Annotated in this window: 18 protein-coding genes; 10 read left to right on the top strand and 8 right to left on the bottom strand. The window is 42.9% G+C overall.

What is annotated here, in order from left to right; translation table 11 throughout:
- Positions 1-207 precede the first annotated feature (207 nt).
- From ABIN91_RS24275 to ABIN91_RS24260, 4 genes are all read right to left on the bottom strand, one after another.
- Positions 208-1,182 carry an integrase core domain-containing protein gene (locus tag ABIN91_RS24275; protein WP_348054307.1) on the bottom strand — a complete coding sequence of 325 codons (975 nt, stop codon included), beginning with the start codon at positions 1,180-1,182 and terminating at the stop codon, positions 208-210.
- Between the two features lie 85 nt (positions 1,183-1,267).
- Positions 1,268-1,801, bottom strand: a complete 534-nt coding sequence (locus tag ABIN91_RS24270; RefSeq protein WP_348054306.1) for an ATP-binding protein — start codon at positions 1,799-1,801, stop codon at positions 1,268-1,270.
- On the bottom strand, positions 1,798-2,412 hold the full coding sequence (gene pnuC, locus ABIN91_RS24265) for a nicotinamide riboside transporter PnuC (RefSeq protein WP_348054305.1): 615 nt from the start codon (positions 2,410-2,412) through the stop codon (positions 1,798-1,800). Before pnuC ends, ABIN91_RS24270 begins: the two co-directional genes overlap by 4 nt.
- A gap of 12 nt (positions 2,413-2,424) precedes the next feature.
- Positions 2,425-2,667, bottom strand: coding sequence for a helix-turn-helix transcriptional regulator (locus tag ABIN91_RS24260; RefSeq protein WP_008506389.1), 243 nt, complete (start codon positions 2,665-2,667; stop codon positions 2,425-2,427).
- A 539-nt stretch (positions 2,668-3,206) separates the two neighbouring features.
- Here ABIN91_RS24260 and ABIN91_RS24255 point away from each other — a divergent pair.
- A complete protein-coding gene (locus ABIN91_RS24255; RefSeq protein ID WP_348054303.1) occupies positions 3,207-4,346 on the top strand; it encodes an acyl-CoA dehydrogenase in 1,140 nt (379 codons plus the stop codon).
- 162 nt (positions 4,347-4,508) lie between these two features.
- Here the strand turns inward: ABIN91_RS24255 and ABIN91_RS24250 are convergent, their stop codons facing one another.
- Entirely contained in the window at positions 4,509-5,648 is a 1,140-nt protein-coding gene (locus tag ABIN91_RS24250; protein WP_348054302.1) for a DUF5009 domain-containing protein, read from the bottom strand.
- 394 nt (positions 5,649-6,042) lie between these two features.
- Here ABIN91_RS24250 and ABIN91_RS24245 point away from each other — a divergent pair, with 394 nt between their 5' ends.
- Entirely contained in the window at positions 6,043-7,236 is a 1,194-nt protein-coding gene (locus ABIN91_RS24245) for an anhydro-N-acetylmuramic acid kinase (RefSeq protein WP_348054301.1), read from the top strand.
- 2 nt (positions 7,237-7,238) lie between these two features.
- Here ABIN91_RS24245 and ABIN91_RS24240 read toward each other — a convergent pair whose 3' ends face one another.
- The gene (locus ABIN91_RS24240) at positions 7,239-7,985 is read right to left on the bottom strand and encodes a DeoR/GlpR family DNA-binding transcription regulator (RefSeq protein WP_348054300.1); all 747 of its coding nucleotides are present in this window, start codon (positions 7,983-7,985) and stop codon (positions 7,239-7,241) included.
- 362 nt (positions 7,986-8,347) lie between these two features.
- Here ABIN91_RS24240 and ABIN91_RS24235 point away from each other — a divergent pair, with 362 nt between their 5' ends.
- Genes ABIN91_RS24235 through ABIN91_RS24225 form a run of 3 tightly spaced genes read left to right on the top strand, consistent with a single transcriptional unit; the run spans position 8,348 to position 13,982 of the window.
- On the top strand, positions 8,348-11,467 hold the full coding sequence (locus tag ABIN91_RS24235; protein ID WP_348054298.1) for a SusC/RagA family TonB-linked outer membrane protein: 3,120 nt from the start codon (positions 8,348-8,350) through the stop codon (positions 11,465-11,467).
- Positions 11,468-11,481: 14 nt separating this feature from the next.
- Entirely contained in the window at positions 11,482-13,143 is a 1,662-nt protein-coding gene (locus tag ABIN91_RS24230; protein ID WP_348054296.1) for a SusD/RagB family nutrient-binding outer membrane lipoprotein, read from the top strand.
- 26 nt (positions 13,144-13,169) lie between these two features.
- Positions 13,170-13,982 (top strand): DUF4397 domain-containing protein, encoded by an 813-nt coding sequence (locus ABIN91_RS24225; RefSeq protein ID WP_348054295.1) that lies wholly within the window; start codon positions 13,170-13,172, stop codon positions 13,980-13,982.
- Between the two features lie 177 nt (positions 13,983-14,159).
- Here ABIN91_RS24225 and ABIN91_RS24220 read toward each other — a convergent pair whose 3' ends face one another.
- A complete protein-coding gene (locus ABIN91_RS24220) occupies positions 14,160-15,470 on the bottom strand; it encodes an amidohydrolase family protein (RefSeq protein WP_348054294.1) in 1,311 nt (436 codons plus the stop codon).
- Between the two features lie 19 nt (positions 15,471-15,489).
- Complete coding sequence (locus ABIN91_RS24215; protein WP_348054293.1) at positions 15,490-18,573, bottom strand: amidohydrolase family protein; 3,084 nt, start codon at positions 18,571-18,573, stop codon at positions 15,490-15,492.
- 144 nt (positions 18,574-18,717) lie between these two features.
- Between ABIN91_RS24215 and ABIN91_RS24210 the strand changes: the two genes are divergently transcribed.
- The 5 genes from ABIN91_RS24210 (at position 18,718) to trpC (ending at position 22,692) form a co-directional block, all read left to right on the top strand.
- Entirely contained in the window at positions 18,718-19,164 is a 447-nt protein-coding gene (locus ABIN91_RS24210; protein ID WP_348054292.1) for a cytochrome B, read from the top strand.
- 223 nt (positions 19,165-19,387) lie between these two features.
- Positions 19,388-20,815: an anthranilate synthase component I family protein gene (locus ABIN91_RS24205; RefSeq protein WP_348054291.1), complete on the top strand. Its 1,428-nt coding sequence runs from the start codon at positions 19,388-19,390 to the stop codon at positions 20,813-20,815.
- Positions 20,816-20,841: 26 nt separating this feature from the next.
- Entirely contained in the window at positions 20,842-21,195 is a 354-nt protein-coding gene (locus ABIN91_RS24200) for a four helix bundle protein (protein ID WP_348054290.1), read from the top strand.
- A gap of 38 nt (positions 21,196-21,233) precedes the next feature.
- Entirely contained in the window at positions 21,234-21,806 is a 573-nt protein-coding gene (locus ABIN91_RS24195) for an aminodeoxychorismate/anthranilate synthase component II (protein WP_348054289.1), read from the top strand.
- A 103-nt stretch (positions 21,807-21,909) separates the two neighbouring features.
- A complete protein-coding gene (gene trpC, locus ABIN91_RS24190; protein ID WP_348054288.1) occupies positions 21,910-22,692 on the top strand; it encodes an indole-3-glycerol phosphate synthase TrpC in 783 nt (260 codons plus the stop codon).
- The last annotated feature ends 57 nt before the right edge of the window (positions 22,693-22,749 follow it).

The following is a 22,749-nucleotide window of genomic DNA, read 5'->3' as shown; positions in this document are numbered from 1 at the left end:
ATGACACAGCGTTTTTTAAAACGTTGCATATGAGCGTGAAAAAATGTTAATGTTTATTAAAGATACTTTAAAGAAGCGTCATTGCTGCGAGGTACGAAGCAATCTCTTTAGGACAAACAGACTTACATAGTGGCTCTGTACAGTTGGGGATTGCTTCGTACCTCGCAATTGTAAGGGTTTATTAATTCGGTAATAGAATCAGGATTTTTATTTGTTGTTTAGGGTGGTCATTTCGATAGGTTTTTTTCCATTGATACCTTGATGTGGCCTTTCCCAATTATAGTAAACGAGATATTTAAGAAGTTCATCTTCGAGTTCTGCAAAGCTGTCAAAATCGGTATCCTCGATAAGATCTTCTTTAAGTGTACGCCAGAAACGTTCAACCTTACCATTCGTCTGCGGGCGGTAAGGCTTCATGTAACGTCGTTTGATACCTGTTTCTACCAGCATTCGTTCGAAGGGATGGTTTTTCTTATTCAAACTGGTAGAAGTGCCGAACTCCGGGCCATTATCAGCGATGATCTCTTCGAACTGAATACCGAACTCACGTTTAAGTGCCTGCATACAGCGCAGTGCTGTAAACATCGTGGTTAAAGCGGTAATATCTTCCATTACTTCTGCCCAGGCCAGGCGGGAGTGGTCGTCCAATACGCAAAGCAGGTATAGCTTCCTGTTTTGTCCCCTGATCACACTTTTACTGAGGTGATGACAGTCTATATGTCCTAATTGGCCCATACGCTCTTTGATAATCTTTCGCTTTTCTTCTTTATCTGCAACAGCTAAACGGTTCTTATTGTGCCGCTTCAGAATGTTATATACACCTGAAGGCGATGGTGTAAAGTTATTACCTTTTTGCTTAAACCGATCTGCTATCTCGAACTTATTGCAGCCTCTGGCACGCAAATCTAATACCTGCTGTTCATCTTCAGGATCAGGACGACGGGTACTATACTTCGGCCCGCGTTTGGCGGGTAACAGATCATATTCGTTGCCGGACTGCTTAAAACGATTGTAATACTTCAGAAAACTTCGTGGGTCAGTGTCATGGGCCGAATAGAAGTCCTTGGCAAACTTAAAGGTCGTGTGCTCTCCACGTTTTACCTGTTCATATTCTCCAATAAGGAAACGATACTTGCTCAGATAGTTCCGCTTTAGCGTTAGGTCATTATTAATATTCCGCATAACTTTTAGCTTACATAGTATAAAGCTAATTCTGTTACCGAATTATCTGACCTTTACAGCAATGACGCGATGGAGGTATGGTGTTTTATATGGTATGATCTTTCAAAAAATTATCAATCGCCTTTACCGCGCTTTGATATCTTTCATCACCAATACCCGAAATAACTATATATGGTGCATTTAGCGCTTGTAACTCTTTATGCCAAACCTGCATAAAGTGCTCACGCATGTTTGGGAAATCCCGTAGGGGATCATCTTCCCAGGGCAAATCGATATTGAGGAGCAGGTAGTAATCATAATGATGCTGTGATAGCTCGTCAATAACCACTTGCGGTGCTTTGCCAAACATCTGATCACTCCAGATCTTGACGGTGATAAACGTGGTGTCGCAAATGAGTATTTTGTTGGCTTGGGGGATCAGGCTGTTTTCGAGGGCTATCTGGCCGTGAAACATGTTGATCTCATCTTGCCAGGTGGGTGGTTCGGTTAAGGCGTCGCAGTACTCCCGGGCGTACTCGGGCACCCAAACGGTATGGTAATGATTAGCCAGATAGGCCGACATGGTAGATTTACCTGTTGACTCGGGCCCTACTATCGCTATTTTGATGATGCCACTCATGCCTGGATAGTTTGTTGTTTACGATAATCTTTACGCCAGTCCAGATACCCCATTAAAGCTATGGCAATATAAATGGCATACATTAGGGCAGTTAGGTTAAGATGCTTGAAAGAATATACACCAACGTATATTACGTCGACAAAGATCCAGATGAGCCAATTCTCTAAAACCTTGCGGGCTAAAAATACTTGCGCTACTAAACTGCATGCGGTGCAAAAGCTATCGATAAAAGGAAAAGCGGCATCGGTGTTTTTTTTGAGCAGAATGCCTAATAAACCTGTAAACACAATAACGGCTGCAATACTGAGGGATACTTCGGTATGGGTAATTTTTAGTACGGGGGTTTTGGCTTCGGTTTTAGGTTTGCGGCTCCAAAAATACCAGCCATAAATATTCATGACCATAAAATAAAATTGCAGGCCCATATCCGCGTAAAGCTTGGAATCCCAGAAGATGAAGATGTAAATACCAACGCTCACAATGGCGAAACTCCAGTTCCAGATGTTATTGCGGGCAGCAAGGTATACGCATAGCAAACCGGTAATTACGCCCACAACCTCCAATGTACTTTGGGCGGCCCACCAAGTTTCTATCGCCTTTGTAATATCCATTAAAAAAGGTGCTTAATAAATACCCTGGAAAAATCCCGACAAGGATACATCAAAGTAGTAGCATATTTTACGCAGGGTATCTAAACGGATATCAACCTTTCCGGATTCTAAACGGGCAATGTTGATGTTTGTTTCGGTATAGAATTTTTCCTGGCTCACCTGGTTTTGCCTACGCAAACGCTTAATTTGGAGGGCCACCTTTTTTTTAAAGGCGATTTCTGACGTGTTTAAATATTCAAAATCAGTAAGTAGCATTTGTCGTCAAATTTGTTCCTATAGGTTGTAAGTACTTCTATTGTAACTAATATATTACAATAAGTTTAAAAACAAGCGTGTTTGTTACCTACTAGGGTAACCACACCAATGAATAATTAAAGATAAATTAAATTTCCTGACGTTTTAGTATTTGTTTGTACTTATTTATGCGCTTACATTTGGTGTATACAAAACGAAGTACCAAGGCTTATCACTTTAGGAAATAAAAATTTTGCATCTACCCATGAAAAATTTTTTGTTTTGAGTTCTCAGACGCCCATGCTGAGTAATTTGTGTTCTTTGTTTGGGTTTAATCAATAGTTTAAATTAATTAGGGGAAAGGGAGCTTCAAAAGAGCTCTCTTTTTTTGCGTAAACTATTTTGCTATGCATGCATAATAGTTTATATTTGAATTATAAATTGGAATCAAGAGCCGAGAATCAAGAATCAGGACAAAAAAGCATGTCCATTGTTGGTATTTGCAAGGGGAGGAAATTGATTTTATCTCTTTATCTTGATCCTCATAACCAAACATAGATATGCATTTTGAACTATCAGAAGAACACATGATGATACGCCAGGCGGCCCGTGATTTTGCACAGCAAGAGCTTAAACCAGGTGTTATTGAGCGTGATGAGCATCAGAAATTCCCGGCAGAGCAGGTTAAGAAACTGGGTGAGCTGGGTTTTTTAGGTATGATGGTTGACCCCAAATATGGTGGGAGCGGCATGGATAGCATATCGTATGTGCTGGTGATGGAAGAGCTATCTAAAATAGACGCATCGGCATCGGTAGTGGTATCGGTTAATAATTCGCTGGTGTGTTATGGTTTAGAGCACTTTGGCAGCGAAGAGCAAAAACAAAAATATTTGGTACCCCTGGCCAAAGGCGAAAAGATAGGCGCGTTTTGCTTATCGGAACCCGAAGCGGGCAGCGATGCTACATCGCAACATACAAGCGCTATTGATATGGGTGATCATTACCTACTGAATGGCACCAAAAACTGGATCACCAATGGTAGCAATGCATCAACTTATTTGGTAATAGCCCAAACTCATGCCGAGCAAGGGCATCATGGGATCAATGCTTTAATTGTAGAGAAGGGAATGGAGGGTTTCACCATTGGCCCTAAAGAAAATAAATTAGGCATCCGCGGAAGCGATACACACTCGTTGATGTTTACCGATGTGAAAGTGCCTAAAGAGAACCGTATTGGTGAAGATGGCTTCGGTTTTAAATTTGCTATGAAGACTTTGGAGGGTGGCCGCATTGGTATCGCTTCGCAGGCGTTAGGTATAGCATCCGGCGCTTATGAGTTGGCTCTGGCTTATAGTAAAGAGCGTAAAACTTTTGGTAAGCCTTTATCTGAGCATCAATCTATCCAGTTTAAACTGGCCGATATGGCTACCGAAATTGAAGCGGCCCGTTTAATGTGTTTAAAGGCGGCCTGGCTGAAAGATAATGGACAACCGTATGCGCAAGCCAGTTCAATGGCTAAGTTATTTGCATCGGATGTGGCCATGCGGGTAACCATTGAGGCTGTGCAGATACACGGTGGCTATGGCTTTGTTAAAGAGTACCATGTAGAGCGCTTAATGCGTGATGCCAAGATCACACAGATATATGAGGGTACTTCTGAGATTCAGAAGATAGTGATATCGAGGGAAGTGCTGAAATGATGGAAAATGTGAGAGGTAAGATGGAAGATGTTGAAGTAAACGAAGAAGCGTCATTGCGAGGTACGAAGCAATCTCTTTAGGCAGAGCGGCCATGTAAGTTCGCCCTGTATAGTTAGGGATTGCTTCGTACCTCGCAATGACGCGCGGCCTAGGGGAGCTTACCTACACCTTAATAATAATCTTCTTTTTATACATCCAGGTTAGTATCAGCATAAAGAAGAGCACCATGCAAATGGCCCAGGCCAGTGAGGCGTTGACCGGTGAAAAATAGGGTGCGAAGCCATGTTGATAACAGTATTGCAGAATGCCTTGCTGCTTATCGCCTACTTTGATCAATGCTGCTGATTTTACAATAAATGCTGATAAAAAGAATACGGTGATGGCATTTACGCCGTATACTACAAATGCCTGGGTGAAGCGTTTGTAGCCCTGTACATCAATTATCCAGTAGCAAAAGGCGAGGCCGAGGGTTGCCAGTCCGCCGGCGTAGAGTACGTATGAGCTTGTCCAGAGGGCTTTGTTGATGGGGAAGAACAGATCCCATAGTAAGCCTAATATTACCGCGCCTAAGCCTACGCAAAACATCCAGGTAACTTTTGTGGGTTCGTCTTTATCTTTCCGTTTTAGCCAGGTGCCTATTAGTATGCCGAACAAGGTTGTACCACAGGCGGGGATTGTTCCTAATAAACCTTCGGGATCCCAGGTTACGGATGATTTCCAGAGGTGTGCGCTACCTATTAAGGTACGATCTACCCAGGCACCCAGGTTGGTTTCGGGTTGCAGGTTGGCGTAGCCTATTCCCGGAACGGGTATAAAAGTCATTAATATAAAGTACAGGATCAGGAATGTCCAGAACAGAATAAGTTGGGTTTTGCGTTCGGTTTTTACAAAGATGATCCCGCAAATAGCGAATACTAAACCTATGCGCGGCAATACGCCGGGGATACGCATAGTGCTGAAATTGAATTTGGGGTATAAGGCTAAAAACCAACCTAAAGCGATCAATATAGCTCCGCGCCTGATCACGCTTATCAATAATTTGCTATGGTTAGCGGTATCAGCCTTTTTAGTTTCCATGGCGAACACGATGGATACGCCTACGATGAACAGGAAGAAAGGGAATATCAGATCGGTAGGTGTACATCCATTCCACGTTGCATGCTCAAGCGGAGCATAAATGTGGCCCCAATCGCCGGGGTTATTCACCAGTATCATCCCGGCAACGGTTAAGCCGCGAAATACATCGAGCGATAATAGCCTGTTATTCAGTTTTGCATCGGGAGCAAGGGTTTGTTGGGCCATGGTTTGGTGTTGGTTTTAACAAATATAGTAAATGAGAATCAAGAAGTAAAGGTAGCCCGCCTGTTGGCAGACAGGGAATTAAGAGTTGAATGTCAATTGATCTTATACCTATTTGAAGGATTTTTCGTATTTTTGTGTTAGGAGAGGTTTGAGAATAAAGAGCAAGGAATAAGAATTAAAAAAATCTTACTTTATCCCCCTCCCTTTGGAAGAATCAAGAGTTGAGAATCAGCCTGCCTGTCGGCAGACAGGAAATCAAGACTTTAAAATTCCTACTTTATCCCCCCTTTGGCTTGAGTGGTTTTTTGAAACACCCATAAATACCCCTGTCTGCCGACAGGCAGGCATAATTTGTTATTCGGGTTATCGAAGTAATTGCACATCTTTGGTTTAAATGAATAGGCTCAACTCAAATTTACAGCGTTTATTCCAATCGGCACAAAAGGCGGAGCGGTTGGGTATCGGGCTTATGTCGGGTACATCGCTGGATGGTTTGGATGTTGCGTTTTGCCGTTTTGCCGGGAGTGGATTGAATACGAGTTTTGAGTTGGTAGCTTTTGAAACCATACCGTACCCTGATGATTTTAAGAGTGAAGTGCGGGAGGTGTTCTCTAAAAAGATGGTTGATTTGGAAAAGCTTACTCTGCTGAATGCTTTTATCGGGAGTTATCATGGTGCATTGATACTTACCTGTTTATCGGAGTGGAAGATCAATGCCGGGGATGTTGATTTTATTGCCAGCCACGGCCAAACCATATACCATGCGCCTAAAAGTTTGCACGGGCAAGTTGATTACCCCAACGCTACATTACAAATTGGCGATGGTGACCATATAGCGGTTAAAACCGGGATACTGACCATTAGCGATTTCAGGCAGAAACATATTGCAGGCGGCGGACAAGGTGCCCCGCTGGCTTTATATGGTGATGTGATTTTGGGAAGTAAAACTGGGGAGAACCGGGTATTGTTAAATATAGGTGGTATTGCTAATTTAACTTTTCTTCCGGGAGATGGGGATACTTCGAGAGTAATGTGTACCGACATTGGCCCGGGTAATACCATGATAGATGCTGTGTGTAAGCTGTACTTTGATAGGGCTTATGATGAGGATTCAAAGATAGCCTTATCGGGAACGGTGAATGATAATCTATTAAATGCTCTGCTTGATCATCCGTTTTTTAATGAGGTGTTACCCAAAACTACCGGCCCGGAGTTGTTTAATCTGGAGTATTTACGTAAAGCGCAACAGCGATCTCATACTATCGGTATAGTTCCTTCGGATATTGTGGCTACTATAAGCCTGTTTACCGCGCAAACTATTGCTAATGCGGTTATGCAATTCAATATCCCGCAAGGGGCAAAACTATTTGCCAGTGGCGGCGGCGCTCATAACCCGTTCGTAATGCAGCAATTGCAACGGTTATTACCCGATGTTGTTATTGGCAATACCAGCGAACTGGGTATACAGCCCGACGCCAAAGAGGCTATATTGTTCGCCCTTTTAGGAAACGAAGCCCTTTGCGGCGAACCTATTACAATAGGCAGTAATCCCCAGGTTTTAATGGGGAAATTCAGCTTTCCGATATAGTATTAATATAACTGTATGTTTTCGCGGCGGTAGGCGTTAAGGGCGCTATCATCAGGTTCCAGATCGGTTATCAGGCAATCTATCTGGTGCAGCTCGCAAACGCGCATGCGTTGTACGGTGTTCAGCTTTTCGGCAACACACATAATAGCCAGTTTATTTGAAGCTTTGATCATCGCCTTTTTTACCTGAACAATATCCAGGTCAGAATCGGTCAATCCATCGCCTATTGAAATGCCGTTGGTACCTAAAAAGCAGATGTCGAAACGGATCTCGCTTAAATAGCTCACAACCTGCGTGCCTACACATACCTGCGAGTTTTTTGAAAATTGGCCGCCTATTAATATCACCGTAATTAAAGGGTGGTCTGCCAGTTGCAATGCTACCAACGGACTAATGGTAAATATAGTAGCCGTGCGGGTTGGCGGCAACATGCCAACCATTTGCAAAACGGTAGTACCGCCGCCGGTTAAAACCACCATGCCATCTTTTATCAGGTCCATGCCTTTTTTAGCGATCTCTTTTTTGGCCTCGCCTGCATAAATGTCGTTTTGTTGAAATGGGTAATGATATGAGCGGGATAATGCGCCGCCATGCACTTTAACAATTGTACCCGCTTCATCCATCTCATTAAGGTCGCGGCGGATGGTATCTTCGGATACATTGAGTTGCAGGGCCAGATCGGATGATAATACTTTATTATGCAGATTTATTTCTTTGATAATTAAAGCGTGTCGTTCTTTTTTGAGCATTTTGTTTAAGGCTTATTTAGATTTTATTTAAAGTTGCATTTTTTTGCGGATTTTAAAAATTAAATTGTCTGAAACATGCAAATAATAAAATAATTTTTATTTAAATTAGCCTTGCAGTTCATATTTTGCAAACAGGGGCCTGCATGTTATTGCACGTTTGCCCGTATACCCCGATTGATTTTAGTATAAAAACAGTTATCTGAAAATCTAAACGGCACTTACGGTTTATTATTTTTCATTATACATTGCTTTTTTATTGTTACGTAGCTGTTGTGAGTTTGAGGATGGTTAGTGTTTTGGGATATGCTCTTCAATGGTTCAATTAATTTTCAACTAAATAACAACTATAAATAAACTCAAGTATGAAAAAAAATCTACTCATTCTTTTCTTGCTGATTAGTTGCTGTGCCATGCAGGTTATGGCGCAAACTACAGTTAAAGGAAAAGTTACCAATGAAAAAGATGGTACACCCATTCCCGGAGTTACCATCAAAGTTAAAAATTCGGCTATTATTGCCATTTCCAATGCCGATGGTACTTATTCTATCAGAGCAAATAATGGCCAAGTGCTGGTGTTTTCGTTCATCGGATATGTAAGTAAAGATGTTACTGTTGGTACAGCTGGCACTTACAATGTTACTCTTGCAGAATCTGAAGGAACAGCCTTAACCGAGGTTGTGGTAACGGCCTATGGTATCGAAAGGAATAAGCCGAGTCTTGGTTATTCAACGCCTACGGTAAAAGGCGACGAGGTATCCGAAACCCAACGTGAAGATTTTTTTGGTGGTTTGCAAGGCCGTGTGCCGGGCTTATCCATTAATAGCACCAGCGGTAACCCAGGCGCATCAGCCCAGATCGTTTTGCGTGGTTTTACTTCTATCAGTGGCGATAATAACGCGTTGATCGTTGTAGATGGTGTTCCGGTTAACAATACAACACTTAACCAAACCAGTCAATTGGTATCCGGTGCGGCTAACCGCGATCAGGATTATTCAAACCGTGCCATGGATATCAACCCGTATGATATAGAAAGCTATACTATAATGAAAGGCCCGGAGGCTACTGCATTATATGGTAGCGCGGGCGCGGGTGGTGCTATATTGATCACCACTAAAAAAGGTAAAGCGGGTGTGGCCAGTATCACTTATACAACAAGCGAAAGGTTAGAGCGCTTAAACAAGTTCCCTCAGTTTCAAACCGTGTATAACTCTGGTACAAGTGGTGTATTTGCCAGTTCTACCGTATTTGGTGGTCCGCGGTTTTTACCCGGAACGCAGATATATGATAATATTAACGAGTTTTATCAAACCGCATTCACATCAAAACAGAATGTTGCTATTGAGGGCGGAACAGATAAATATACCTACCGTTGGTCAAACGAGTATTCAAACCAAAACGGTGTTGTTCCAACATCGGCTTATAAACGCTTTTCGAGCCGTATAACTGCCAGCGCCGTAGTTACACCATGGCTTAAGATCACAAACACTTTTGCTTACACCAACGCTGTTAACAATAAGGTAAATAAAGGCCCTAACGGAATTTTAATGCAGTTGGCCAGGTTTAACCCTTCGTTTGATATCAGGCAATATCAAAATCCTGATGGAACGCGTTTATTGCACTATTCCTCAATTTTCAGTGAGTATGATAACCCACTATGGGATGTAAATAAAGATCCCGCTGTAGATAAAACCGATCGTATTTTAGGCAACGTTAATATACAGTTAAAACCTACAAAATGGGTTACCGTAACCGGCATATTTGGTGCCGATATAGCTTCAACCGCTGGCATACAAGTTTACAATGGTCAATCATATAAAGGCTCGGGTAGTGCATCTGCACCTACCGGTGGTTATATACTCAATTATCAAAAATTTGATAAGTTGTATAACGGTTCGTTAACGGCTTCGGCAAAAAGCAAGTTTGGAGCAAATTTTAGCGGCCAATACGTTATTGGTGGTAGCTTTAACGATTTTAATTCCAATACACAGTCGCAATCAGGTACCAATTTTTACGACCCTAACTTTTACAGTATTAACAACACCCTACCTACTACCAGGAACGCTTATAACTCTATCATACGCTTCCGCAATGTGGGTGCATTCGCACAAACTATATTTGGTTACAAGGCTCTATTATATTTAACCTTAACCGGCCGTGTTGATGGTACTTCAAGGTTATTTCCAAGCCTGAACGCCAATACCGGTACTACTGCCGAGGCACATCCATACTTTGCCTACCCATCAGCCAGTATGGCATTTAACTTTAGCGAGATAAAAAAGGTTAAAGACGCTTTGCCTTGGCTTGATAATGCTAAGCTTCGTGCATCATACGCCCTTACCGGTAAAGAGCCTTATCGCGAATACGCTTTAGGTACAAATTACGTATCAGCCTCTACAACAGGTGGCGGTTATTACCTGAGTGTTAACGCGGGTAATGCCACATTGAAGCCAGAAACATCTAAAAACTTTGAAACAGGTATCGAAGCGCAAATGTTTAACGGCCGTTTGGGTGTCGACTTCAACTTCTTTAACTTAACCAGCGCCGACCAGATCATTAACCCGCGTTTAAGTTATGCCAGCGGTTTCGTATTAGAATTATTGAACGGCGGTACGGTTAGAAACAGGGGTTTTGAGGCTCAAATAACCGGAACACCGATCAGGTCCAAAAACTTTAGCTGGGATTTAAGCCTTACCTATACCCAATATAAAGGTACCGTAGTTTCGATAGCCAACCAGTTGCCTGAGCTTTACGACTCTGATACCTGGGTTGTAGGTAACTTAAGAAGCGCGGCTTCGCCAGGAGCAAGTACTGGTAACGTAACAGGTACCCGTTTTGATAGGAACAAGGCTGGTCAAATTTTAATCAGCCCAACAACCGGTATGCCAACTGTATCTGATGCCACCTTCTACCCTATTGGTGATAGGATACCTTTATTTACTTCAGGTTTGGTTAACACTTTCAAATATAAAAGCTTAAGCTTATCTTTCCTTTGGGATTTACGCTGGGGCGGAGATGTGATAAACGATACCGAGTACGAAAACTATACAAGGGAGATCAGTACCAAAACGCTTGACAGGGAAACTCCAAGGGTGATTACCGGTGTATTGAAAGATGGACTTGAAAATACCGATCATCCAACACCTAACACCATATCGTTAACACCTTACGCTATATCTAACTACTATACTACTAACGTAGCACCCGAAATGTTTGTTGAGCACAATATCAAAGCTTTAAGGTTGCGCGATGCTACTTTGCGTTACAATCTACCACAATCAGCATTACATAAGTTAGGTTTTGTTAAGAGCCTGGCAGTAACCTTTACAGTAACCGATGCGGTATTAATTACCAACTACTCTGGCACCGACCCTGAAAGTAATGCCACCAACGCAAGTTCGGGCGGTATAGGTGGTTACGGTATTGATTATGGTAACGTAGGTAAACCTATAGGTTTCAATTTAGGCTTTACCGTTAAACTTTAAGAAGAAGAAAAAAGATGAAGAAAATATATAAAATATCAGCACTGTTAACAGCTTTGGTTTTTACTTCAGGCTGTAACAAATATCTGGATATCAACTCAAACCCGGCAGTACCACAGGTGGTTAAGGCCGAGATACTTTTGCCGCCAATGCAGTTTCAAATGGCTAATGGCACAGGACAGGATTACGAAAGGGCGGTATCAAAGTTGACCCAAAACATGGCCGGCGTTGTCAATGATGATGTAGCATACATTTGGGAGAGGCAAGGTTACGTAGGATCGAGCGATGTAAGTGGTGTAATGTGGCGCATGACCTATTACGACCTTGGTATTAACCTTGAGAACATGATCAAAGACGCGGTAGCCAACCAAAAATGGGAGTACGCGGGTATTGGTTACGCCATGAAAGCCTGGGCATATCAAACAACTACCGATGCCTATGGGCCAATAGTACTTGATGAAGCCTTTACGCCAAACCAATTAACTTTCCACTATCAGGATCAGCCTGTTGTTTATCAACGCGTACGTGAGTGGGTTGACCAGGCTATCCGTTATTTTAACATGACGGACCCATCCCCGAGCCCTGCAGCGTCATTAGCGGTACTTGCTACAGGTGATAACATTTACAGAGGTGATAAAACAAAATGGAAGAAATTTTGCTATGGTTTACTGGCCTTACAATATGGGCACTTAGTTAATAAACCAAATTTTCCAACCGCATTGGCTGATAGTGTTACTAAATACGCCGATCTTTCATTCACCAGTGTTAGTGACGATGCCACAATTTACTTTACAGCATCAAACGTTGCCGATGCTAACCCCTTTGGTGTACTTAACGCGCCCAAGTTAAACTCGGGTTGGTTATCTGCCACCGGTAGTCAGGCATCTTATTACGGAAGACAAACCACTACTATATTAAAAATGTTGACCGGCGGTATCAAAGGTACGGCAACACCATCGCCAACCACTTCGTTAGACCCTCGTTTTAGCAGGTTTTTAACTCCGGGTACAACAGCGGCAACAACTTCGCCAATATATGTTGGCGTTACGCCAGGGCTTTTTACTCCTACAAACGTCCCTCCAATTTTGGGGCAATTAGCTACGGGTACCACTGTTGGATATAACGGCAAATACATGTTTACAGATAGAGCCCGCTATCCAATAATGACCTATGCCGAATTACAATTTATTAAAGCCGAGGCACAGTTTATAAAAAGTGGTGCAACCGTGGCCTATCCAACGTATACTAATGCAATACGCGCTACATTTGACTTTTATAATACTTACGGCCGTACACAAGCTACGCCAGATCTAGTGATAGCCGCAGCAGATATTACTGCTTACATGACATCTTCGGAAGTAGCCCAAAGCGCGGCAACTCTAACTAAGTCGGATATCATGCAGCAAAAATACATAGCCTTATGGGGATGGGGTGGTATTGAAACGTGGTGCGATTTGAGAAAATATCATTACGATCCTTTAATCTATCCAAACTTTTCGTTGCCTACTTCGCCTTCGGCATTGCCTTTATCGGCCACCAACGGCGGTAAAATGTCATATCGTTTAAGGCCACGTTATAACTCGGAGTATGTATGGAACCTTGCTGAGTTGGCAAAATTTGGTGGTGATTTATCTAATTATAATACCCAGGAAATGTGGTTTAGTTTGACTACACCATAATGTTAATATTTTAAAGAAATCAAACAATGAAAAAGATCTCAATAATAACTGTTTGCGCCCTGGCCATCGTATCCGTTGTAATTTTTGGCTGTGTGAAGAACAGATTAAACTACGGCGATATAGAAAAATTTGATGGTGCGAGCCAGTCGCTCTTAAAAATCAATTACGCATCACAGTACGCTAATAACCGGTTGGTTTATTTCAAAATTAACGATCAGCGTATAAGTTACCTGGTTACAGGCAGAACACCTTTCCCGGGTGGTGGCTACAATACCGGTGGTGGTAGTACCGCCGATTTTATGCAGGTAAATTCTGGCGATGTAAAATTCTCGGTAGCATTGCCTCACAAAATTGATAATGGTACTGACTCTTTAGAGTTATTTACAACTAATGTTCAATTAAGTGCAGGAAAAAGTTATGTATTACATGTTACGGATACGGCTGCCACAGAAAAAGCTATTTTAACAGAAGAAACTTTTGCCCGCCCGGATTCATTGAGTGCAAGGTTCCATTTTATCAATTTGATGCCTAACGTTCCGGCTATTGATCTTTATTATGGCGCTACTTTAGCTACTGCTGTCGATCAAAGTACGGATTCATTAATCGTAGGCAATGTTGCATACCTGCAAAGCTCACCTGACTTCTTAATGAAATCAGGCGTAATCAAAAACTGGAAAATAAGGCCAGCAGGTGCTGCTAAAACAGCGGCAACAGTATTAGCTGTTTACACAAGTACAAGTGTACCGCTTGACAGACGTACGTATGCCGCGTATTCCAGCGGTTATAGTGGTAAAACAAATACCCAAAAACCTTATATATCATTTACCCTGATAAGATAAAGGATACAGATTTATAGGTTTGATTAAGTGAGTATATATGGCCCCGGTTGATTCCCGGGGCCATTTTAATGCGGTTGTTGGTTTTTAAGGTTGCCTAAAAGGGGTAATTACCATTACGCACTATCAAGGAGTGTAATAAGCAGACTTTACTAGTTAATAAGTGGGAAGCTAATAAACTTAATTAGCTTTCAATCCATACTTATCGCTAAACTTCCTATACAATTGCTTGTGTAAATTATCCAGATTAATGCTCCGGCCTTGTATAAAAGCGGTTTGAACGTTGATGCTAATCATGTCCAAAGCATCACCACCAGATATAAACAGGTTGGCATCTTTACCGGTTTCTAAACTACCAGTGGTTTTATCTATACCTAATATTTTGGCGTTATTCAGGGTGATCATTGATACGGCCTGTTCTTTAGTTAAGCCATAACTAACAGCCTGGCCAGCCTCAAATGGCAGGTTACGCTGGCGCCAAAAACCTGTTCCGGTTAAACCGTATAGTACACCCGCATCCTGCAAAATTTTAGGGAGTTTGTATGGCAGGTATACATCATCTTCATCCTTATCGGGAAGTGCCTGCGTTTCGCGGATGATTACTGATACATTGTTTGCCTTCAAAATATCGGCAACCAGGTACGATTCTTTACCGCCTACTATTACAACCGATACATTCATCTTTTTACCAAAAGCTACCGCCTGGATGATCTCCTTAGAACCATCGGCAATTACAAACAGCTTTTTCGATCCGTCAAACAAACCTTTCATTGCCTCAAAACGCAGATTGGTTACCGCTGGTTTTGGCAACTCGGCATAAGCTTTGGCTTCCACAAAATACTTGTCCAACTCATCCAAAATCCTTTGCGCCCTATCTGCCGCCGATTCGGCACCCGGCAAGGCCACCTGTTGCCTTCTGCCACGGCCTGCACGTGCGATTGGCCAGTTCAAATGGATAGCCATGTCCTTTTTATAAGCGGCATCTTCCCAGTTCCAGGCATCAAGCTGCACTACAGATGATTGACCCGAGATCAACCCGCCCGATGGTACCGGCTGCGCCAATAAGACACCGTTAGACCGTACTGTTGGCGTAACCTTTGAATCGGTGTTATAAGCGATGAGTGAACGAACGTTAGGATTCAGATCACCTGTTTCCGAATCGTCAACCGTACCACGTGCGCCTTCTTCAACTTCTACTAAACCTAAGGTGGTCATCGGTGCTATGAAGCCTGGGTAAACTTGTTTGCCTTTGGCATCAATTACCTGCACCCCCGGTGTTGCCGGAGCCATGCCGCTGCCAATGGCTGTAATTTTACCTTTATCAAAGGCGATGTAACCATTTTCGATAACCAGGCCATTACCAACATGTATGGTGGCGCCTGTTATTACAATAGCTTGTGATTGTGCTTTGGCAGGAACAATATTGGCCTGACCGTATGTAAGGATAGTGCCCAGCAATAATCCTCCGAAACTTAAAAATACTTTTTTCATGATTTTAATTGCTATGCGATTATTTACTTGAATCTTGTGAATAGCCTAAACCTGTTACAAATTGTGCTTCGTCGTCTTCTGTAGTTTCGCACTCGTATTGGCGGCGGCGTGGTGTGAATGCCCTTGTAGTTGGCGCGCCACTGTTTTTAGCTTCAATCATTTTCTGGATCAAACGACCTTCTTCGGCTTTCAGCGCCTTCTGTTTGGTGGCATCCTTTTCAATATCCCAATAAGGTATACCATCAACATAAGTCTTCTCAGCAACAGCATAAATAGAAAGCGGATCTGCCGACCAGACTACTAAGTCGGCATCTTTACCTGCCTTCAAACTGCCAATGCGTTTATCAACGTGCAGCATTTTAGCCGGGTTAAGTGTTACTAACTTCAAAGCTTCTTCTTCGCTCATGTTACCGTAGGTTACCGCTTTACCAGCTTCCTGGTTTAGGCGACGGGCCATTTCGGCATCATCCGAGTTAAAACCGGTTAGTACACCAACTTCGTGCATCAGCTTTCCGTTGTACGGGATTGCTTCAACAACCTCCATTTTATATGCCCACCAATCGCTAAAGGTTGAACCTGCTATGTTATGCGCTTTCATTTTATCGGCAACCTTATAACCCTCTAAAATATGGGTGAAGGTATTGATCTTAAAGCCCAGCGAATCGGCAACATGGATCAGCATGTTGATCTCCGATTGTATGTAAGAGTGGCAGGTGATAAAACGCTTGCTATCCAGTATCTCAACCAAAGCATCCAACTCCAGGTCACGGCGAACGGTGTTACCTTTTACGGCGCGTGCCGTTTTGTATTCTTTAGCACGGGTAAAGGCATCAATATAAACCTGCTCAACACCCATACGCGTTTGCGGAAAACGAACATTAGGGCCAAACTGTTGCGGGCTATTGCTTTGTTTCACGTTTTCGCCCAAAGCGAATTTGATGAAGCCATCAGAACCTTCAAATTTCATTTCCTCGGGGTTAACACCCCAGCGGTGTTTGATCAGTTGGTTTTGACCACCGATAGGATTAGCCGAGCCATGTAAAATGTGCGATGTAGTGACCCCACCGGCTAATTGGCGATACAGGTCGATATCCTCAGAGTTGATCACATCCGCTATGCGTACTTCGGCGGTTACAGCTTGGGTGCCTTCATTAATACCACCTGAGCCTGCAATGTGTGAGTGTTCGTCCACAATACCGGCCGAAATATGTTTGCCTGTAGCATCAATAACTTTGGCATTACCTGCAGCCAGATTTTTACCTACAGCTTTGATCTTGCCATTCTCTATCAGTACATCAGCATTTTTAAGGATGCCTTCTGCCTCGTTTGTCCAAACGGTGGCATTTTTAAACAATACCGTTTCTGCTTTTGGGAGTTCGACATTGCCATAAGCAACAAACGGATACACTACAGGGCCTACGCTGGTGTTAGGTTTAGTTGCCACTGTAGCATCGCCACCACGGCGACTACCAAAGCCACCCGGGCCAGCCGCTTGCGCGGGACCGGTATAAGTAGCTGTCCAGTGTGATGCCGTACCATCAGGCAACACAGCCTCGCCACGGATAGTGATTGGCGATGTCTTTTCAATATATCCGTTTAAACGGATAGTACCTGCCGGGTTCACCTTTAAATCGAAGTTGATACTTACAGCATCTCCCGTACGGGTAAATGTACCCTGAGCGCGGGTGCTATCGCGTTCAACGCTTAATATATATGTTCCTGGTGTTCCGGTAACGTTCAATTTGACGTTGGATAAGCCATCGCCGTTTAAGGTATATGCACCACGCAGATCAGAAATATCCATTTTGCTGGCAACATACTGGCGGCCCTCTATCCAGTTCTCATAGATCACAACGTCTTTTTTAAACAACGTATCCGATGTGATAATGAAGTTGGCCATTTTACCTTTAGCTAATGTTCCAACTTTATCACTAATGCCTAACATGCTTGCCGGTATTTCGGTCAGTGCTTTTAGGGCTTGTTTTTGAGTTAGACCGTAATCTATCGCTTTACGCAGATTGGTCCAAAAATCGCGTGAGTTCTCCAAACCATAAGTAGTGATGGCGAAGTTGATACCCGCTTTTTCTAAAATAGCCGGGTTGGTTGGCGATAGCTCCCAGTCTTTCATTTGCGCGTAGCTTACGTTACGGGCATCAAAAGGGTCCTCAACATCATAAGTGCCGGGGAAGGTAAGCGGAATAATGAAACTGCTGGCGGTAGCTTTCATATCATTAATGCGCTGGTATTCCTTACCATCGGTTTTAAAGATGTAGGTTTTGCCAAACTCTTTAGCTATCTTATTGGCTCGCATAATATTCAGCGGGTCGGTAGCTTCAAAAATTTGTGGCAGGCCTTGCGTTTTATTAAACTCATCTAACGAGATATTATATTCCTCTTTTTGAGTTTTATACCATTGCGCATCATAATAGGTTTGGCGCAATAAAGCGATGCTGCCCATTAACGATGATGGATAGTTGGTAGCCGCAGTACCTTTGCTAAATGAGTAATGTGCAGCTACGTTATCATTCAACATTACAAAATTATCGCGCTCGTCGCCTAAAGTAACTGCTATAGAAGTGCCGCGGGCAATACCATCATGTATTAATGATTGTACCACACCAAAACCATTTTTTTTCAGGTCAGCGGCTTTTGTAGCATCTGCATGGAAAACACTTTTGGCGCTCATTTCGGGCTTGATAGATTCGTTCCATCCGTACGGGCCAGGTTTGGTTGAAACCGGTACAGATACACGATTGAAACCACCACCTCCGCCGCCACCCGGGCCAAATGCCTGGCGTGCCGCTTCGGGTGTGCCATAGGTTGTATAGGCATCAATTAGGCTTGGGTAAACAAATTTGCCTTTCAGGTTAACAATAATATAGCCTTTTGGAATGCTGAGGCCCGGTCCAACGTCTTCAATTACACGATCTTTAATTAGCAGGGTGCCATTGATAATGGTTTGATCGGCACTAACAACAATGGTTGCGTTGGTGAATGCGTAGAGCCCTGGGCGCACATCCCACGAGCCGTTAACCGGATAGGTTTGTGCCCGCGTGTAATGCATCGCCAAAAGGGCGAAGCAAAAGAGTAGAATTTTTTTCATTATAAGGTCAGTTTTAAGCTCTAATATATCTTTAAAAGATCAGTAAATTAATATAATTCCTTATCATAATATATTTGTTACATCAAAGGCCCAATCAGCAGCATAAATATTTCTTGTATATTCGCATCAAACAATAATTTCGCCATGAACGCTTACGGCTTTTTCAAATATTTTCACTCGGGTTTCAGGTATGTAGTAGTGATACTGGTACTGCTTGCCCTAATACAATCTATAGCTGGTATGTTAGGTAAAAAACCTTATACCAATGGTAACAGACTGGTCAATCTATTTGCCATGATATCGGCGCATACTCAATTGTTATTAGGTATAGTGCTTTACTTTTTGAGCCCGTTTGTACAATTTGGAAGTACAACGATGAAAGAGGCTACCACCCGTTATTGGACGGTTGAGCATTTAGCCATGATGATATTCGCCATTGTGTTAATTACCATTGGCCATAGTAAATCTAAAAAAGCGGTACTTCCAGAGGCTAAGCACCGTGCGGTATTTATATTCTACGGATTGGCCCTGTTGATAGTTGTAGTGGCTATTGTTCAGAGTCACAGACCATTCTTTGGCGTTTCGGCTTAAAAAATAATTTGCATAAAAATTTGCGCTTTCAAAAAACTTTCTAAATTTGCGCCACAATATGATACAAATCACAAATAACCGTAATTGGTGGCACCACATAGTGGCAGCCGGATGATCTGTGTCTATTGAAAAAAATCTAATCAATTTTAAACCTAATAGAGAACCCGGCGAAACCCATCGACCGGGTTTTTCTTTTTAATCATAATTTAGCATCAACAACAAAATGGCACAATATAAATTAACAACAACCTACAAAAAGCTACTGGCCGATACCACAACGCCGGTAAGCATATACCTGCGCTTGCGCGATGTTTTTCCTAACGCTTTGCTGTTAGAGAGCTCGGATTATCACAGTCGCGAAAATAGCTTAAGCTATGTTTGCTGCGAACCCATCGCGGGCTTAACCCTAACCGATGGCGAACTGCAAACCAAATATCCTGATGGAACAAGCAACAGCATCAGCAAAGGTGGCTTTGATCTGGTTACCCAGATAGAGGCTTTCATCGCCGCTTTTGATGCCGAAGAAACACCGCTCAAGGTTATATCAAACGGCTTATTTGGTTACTTTACCCACGAAGCCGTTGAGCATTTCGAAACTATCAAACTCAAACAGATTGATAGCGATATCAGGATACCCGAAATGCAATACCATGTTTACCGCTACATTATCGCGATAGATCATTTTAAAAACGAACTCTACATTTTCCATAACGAATACGAGGGCGCTCAAAACGAAGGCGGCTTGCAAAAGGTTGAGTTTTTGATCAAGAACAAAAACTTCCCCGAATACCATTTTGAAGCAACCGGCGAAGAACAATCCAATCTAACCAACCAGGAATTTATGGATATGGTAGAGAAAATGAAGACACACATTTACCGTGGTGATGTTTTCCAGATCGTACCATCACGCGCTTTCTCAAAATCATTCCTTGGCGATGAGTTTAATGTATACCGTGCCTTGCGCTCTATCAATCCATCACCGTATTTGTTCTACTTTGATTACGGCAACTTCCGCATCTTCGGTTCATCGCCCGAGGCGCAGATCACCATCAAAAATCGCACGGCAAGCATCTTCCCAATAGCCGGAACCATTAAACGTACTGGTAACGATGAGAGCGATATTGAAGAAGCACGCCGTTTAGAAAACGACCCTAAAGAATCTGCCGAGCACGTGATGCTGGTTGATCTGGCCCGTAACGACCTAAGCCGCCATTGCGAACATGTAGAAGTTAAGGCCTTTAAAGAAGTTCAATACTATTCGCACCTCATCCACCTGGTATCACACCTAAGTGGCAAATTGAAACCGGGCGTATCATCTTTCAAAATCGTTGCCGATACCTTCCCCGCAGGAACACTGAGCGGGGCACCGAAATACCGCGCTATGGAAATCATAGACGAAAACGAGAAAACCAAACGCAGCTTTTACAGCGGAGCAATAGGTTATGTAGGCTTTAACGGTGATTTTAACCACGCCATCATGATCCGCTCATTCCTAAGCAAAAACAACGTACTACACTATCAGGCTGGTGCCGGTATCGTAGCAGATTCCATCGCCGAAAACGAACTGCAGGAAGTGAACAACAAAATTGCCGCCCTGCGCAAAGCCGTTGATATGGCACAAACGATTAATGTAGTAGTAGCAGGTATTTAGTATCAAGTATCAAGACAGAAGATTACATGCATAATTTTAAAGAACTTAAAGTTTGGAAAAGTGGTATTGAGTTATCGAAGTCCATATTTACATTAACTAAAACATTCCCTGCTGATGAAAGATTTGGTTTGATCTCACAAATGAATAGAGCGGTGGTTTCTATACCTTCAAATATTGCCGAAGGATGTGGGAGAAAGTCAAGCAAAGAGCTCCACCAGTTTTTGAACATTACTTTAGGCTCAGCGTTTGAATTGGAAACACAACTAATAATTGCCAAAGAGTTTGAATATATTAATAATGAAATACTAAATACTACCTGTAACTTAGTTACAGAAATACAAAAAATGATATATGGTTTGCAAAAAAGCCTTAATACTTAATAAATCTTGCTACTTGATACTAACTACTTGATACTAAAATGAAAATACTCATCATAGATAATTACGATTCCTTTACGTACAACTTAGTCCACTTGGTTAACGAGCTTGGCCTGGAATGTGAGGTTTGGAGAAACGATAAGTTCGAATTAGCCGATGTGGAAGCATTCGATAAGATCATCCTATCACCCGGTCCCGGTATACCGTCCGAAGCCGGTTTACTGCTTAAAGTAATTGAGCAATACGCGCCAACCAAAAGCATCTTCGGGGTATGTTTAGGCCAGCAGGCTATTGCCGAAGTTTTTGGCGGAACGCTTTACAACCTGAGCCGACCAATGCATGGCATTGCTACGCCTATCAAAGTAACTGATGCTAACGAGATAGTTTTCAAAGAGCTTCCAACTGAGTTTAAAGTAGGCCGTTATCATTCGTGGGTGGTATCAAACGATGGTTTACCCGATGTACTGGAAGTAACCGCAATCGACGAAAAGGATGGTTCCATTATGGCCCTGCGCCACAAAACTTACGATGTTCGCGGCGTACAGTTTCACCCGGAATCTGTACTGACCGAATACGGCAAGCAAATGATGGGTAACTGGGTAAACTCGAACTAATTTACAAATGTCATTGCGAGGAACGAAGCAATCGCACGGAAGCAGATCGGACTTGCATAGTCCGCGATTGCTTCGTTCCTCGCAATGACAACACCATATTGAAATGAACATACTGGATCAAATCGTCATCAATAAAAAAAAGGAAGTAATAGCGGCTAAGGCTAAAACCTCAACAGCAGAACTGGAGCAATCAGCAGCCTTTAACAGCGGAACCTATTCCTTCCGGGATTTTTTGCTGGCGCCTGCTCGTACCGGCATCATCGCCGAGTTTAAGCGCCGTTCCCCATCAAAAGGAATCATCAACGATAAAGTGTCGGTTGAGGATGTAACCACCGCCTACGCGGCGGCAGGAGCATCGGCTCTATCCGTATTAACAGATACCGACTTTTTCATGGGCCAGCAGATCGATCTGCTTAAAGCCCGCGCCGTAAACCAGATCCCTATCCTCCGCAAAGATTTCATGATCGACGAATACCAGATCATTGAAGCCAAAGCCTGGGGTGCCGATATCATCCTGCTCATAGCGGCCATACTAACTCCTGCCGAGATCAAAAGCATGTCGGCCTTAGCCAAAAGTTTGGGCTTGAATGTGTTGCTCGAAGTGCATAACCTCGAAGAGTTGCAACGCTCAATCGATCCTAACCTAACCGCCATCGGTGTAAACAACCGCAACCTGGCCGATTTTACCGTATCGGTAGAAACTTCGTTCCAGCTATTTGAGCACATCCCAACCGAGTTCCTCAAAATATCCGAAAGCGCCATCAGCAATACCGATACCATCAAACAACTTAAAGCAGCAGGTTACAACGGTTTCCTCATCGGCGAAAACTTTATGAAAGAGCAAGACCCGGGCGCCGCAATTCGTGAGTTTGTGAAGGGATTATAAAAATAACCCGAATAACAGATTGTGGGTATTTTAAAAACTATAAAACTGTGTCATTGC

The organism is Mucilaginibacter sp. (assembly GCF_039921305.1).
Classification (GTDB): Bacteria; Bacteroidota; Bacteroidia; order Sphingobacteriales; family Sphingobacteriaceae; genus Mucilaginibacter.
The sequence above is the reverse complement of the archived record's forward strand: the minus strand, read 5'-3'. Positions and strand labels throughout refer to the sequence as shown.

Excerpts from the sequence above, each read along its gene's own strand:
- ABIN91_RS24275 (WP_348054307.1), bottom strand. The coding sequence starts at position 1,182 with ATGCGGAATATTAATAATGACCTAACGCTAAAGCGGAACTATCTGAGC.
- ABIN91_RS24270 (WP_348054306.1), bottom strand. The coding sequence starts at position 1,801 with ATGAGTGGCATCATCAAAATAGCGATAGTAGGGCCCGAGTCAACAGGT.
- pnuC (WP_348054305.1), bottom strand. The coding sequence starts at position 2,412 with ATGGATATTACAAAGGCGATAGAAACTTGGTGGGCCGCCCAAAGTACA.
- ABIN91_RS24260 (WP_008506389.1), bottom strand. The coding sequence starts at position 2,667 with ATGCTACTTACTGATTTTGAATATTTAAACACGTCAGAAATCGCCTTT.
- ABIN91_RS24255 (WP_348054303.1), top strand. The coding sequence starts at position 3,207 with ATGCATTTTGAACTATCAGAAGAACACATGATGATACGCCAGGCGGCC.
- ABIN91_RS24250 (WP_348054302.1), bottom strand. The coding sequence starts at position 5,648 with ATGGCCCAACAAACCCTTGCTCCCGATGCAAAACTGAATAACAGGCTA.
- ABIN91_RS24245 (WP_348054301.1), top strand. The coding sequence starts at position 6,043 with ATGAATAGGCTCAACTCAAATTTACAGCGTTTATTCCAATCGGCACAA.
- ABIN91_RS24240 (WP_348054300.1), bottom strand. The coding sequence starts at position 7,985 with ATGCTCAAAAAAGAACGACACGCTTTAATTATCAAAGAAATAAATCTG.
- ABIN91_RS24235 (WP_348054298.1), top strand. The coding sequence starts at position 8,348 with ATGAAAAAAAATCTACTCATTCTTTTCTTGCTGATTAGTTGCTGTGCC.
- ABIN91_RS24230 (WP_348054296.1), top strand. The coding sequence starts at position 11,482 with ATGAAGAAAATATATAAAATATCAGCACTGTTAACAGCTTTGGTTTTT.
- ABIN91_RS24225 (WP_348054295.1), top strand. The coding sequence starts at position 13,170 with ATGAAAAAGATCTCAATAATAACTGTTTGCGCCCTGGCCATCGTATCC.
- ABIN91_RS24220 (WP_348054294.1), bottom strand. The coding sequence starts at position 15,470 with ATGAAAAAAGTATTTTTAAGTTTCGGAGGATTATTGCTGGGCACTATC.
- ABIN91_RS24215 (WP_348054293.1), bottom strand. The coding sequence starts at position 18,573 with ATGAAAAAAATTCTACTCTTTTGCTTCGCCCTTTTGGCGATGCATTAC.
- ABIN91_RS24210 (WP_348054292.1), top strand. The coding sequence starts at position 18,718 with ATGAACGCTTACGGCTTTTTCAAATATTTTCACTCGGGTTTCAGGTAT.
- ABIN91_RS24205 (WP_348054291.1), top strand. The coding sequence starts at position 19,388 with ATGGCACAATATAAATTAACAACAACCTACAAAAAGCTACTGGCCGAT.
- ABIN91_RS24200 (WP_348054290.1), top strand. The coding sequence starts at position 20,842 with ATGCATAATTTTAAAGAACTTAAAGTTTGGAAAAGTGGTATTGAGTTA.
- ABIN91_RS24195 (WP_348054289.1), top strand. The coding sequence starts at position 21,234 with ATGAAAATACTCATCATAGATAATTACGATTCCTTTACGTACAACTTA.
- trpC (WP_348054288.1), top strand. The coding sequence starts at position 21,910 with ATGAACATACTGGATCAAATCGTCATCAATAAAAAAAAGGAAGTAATA.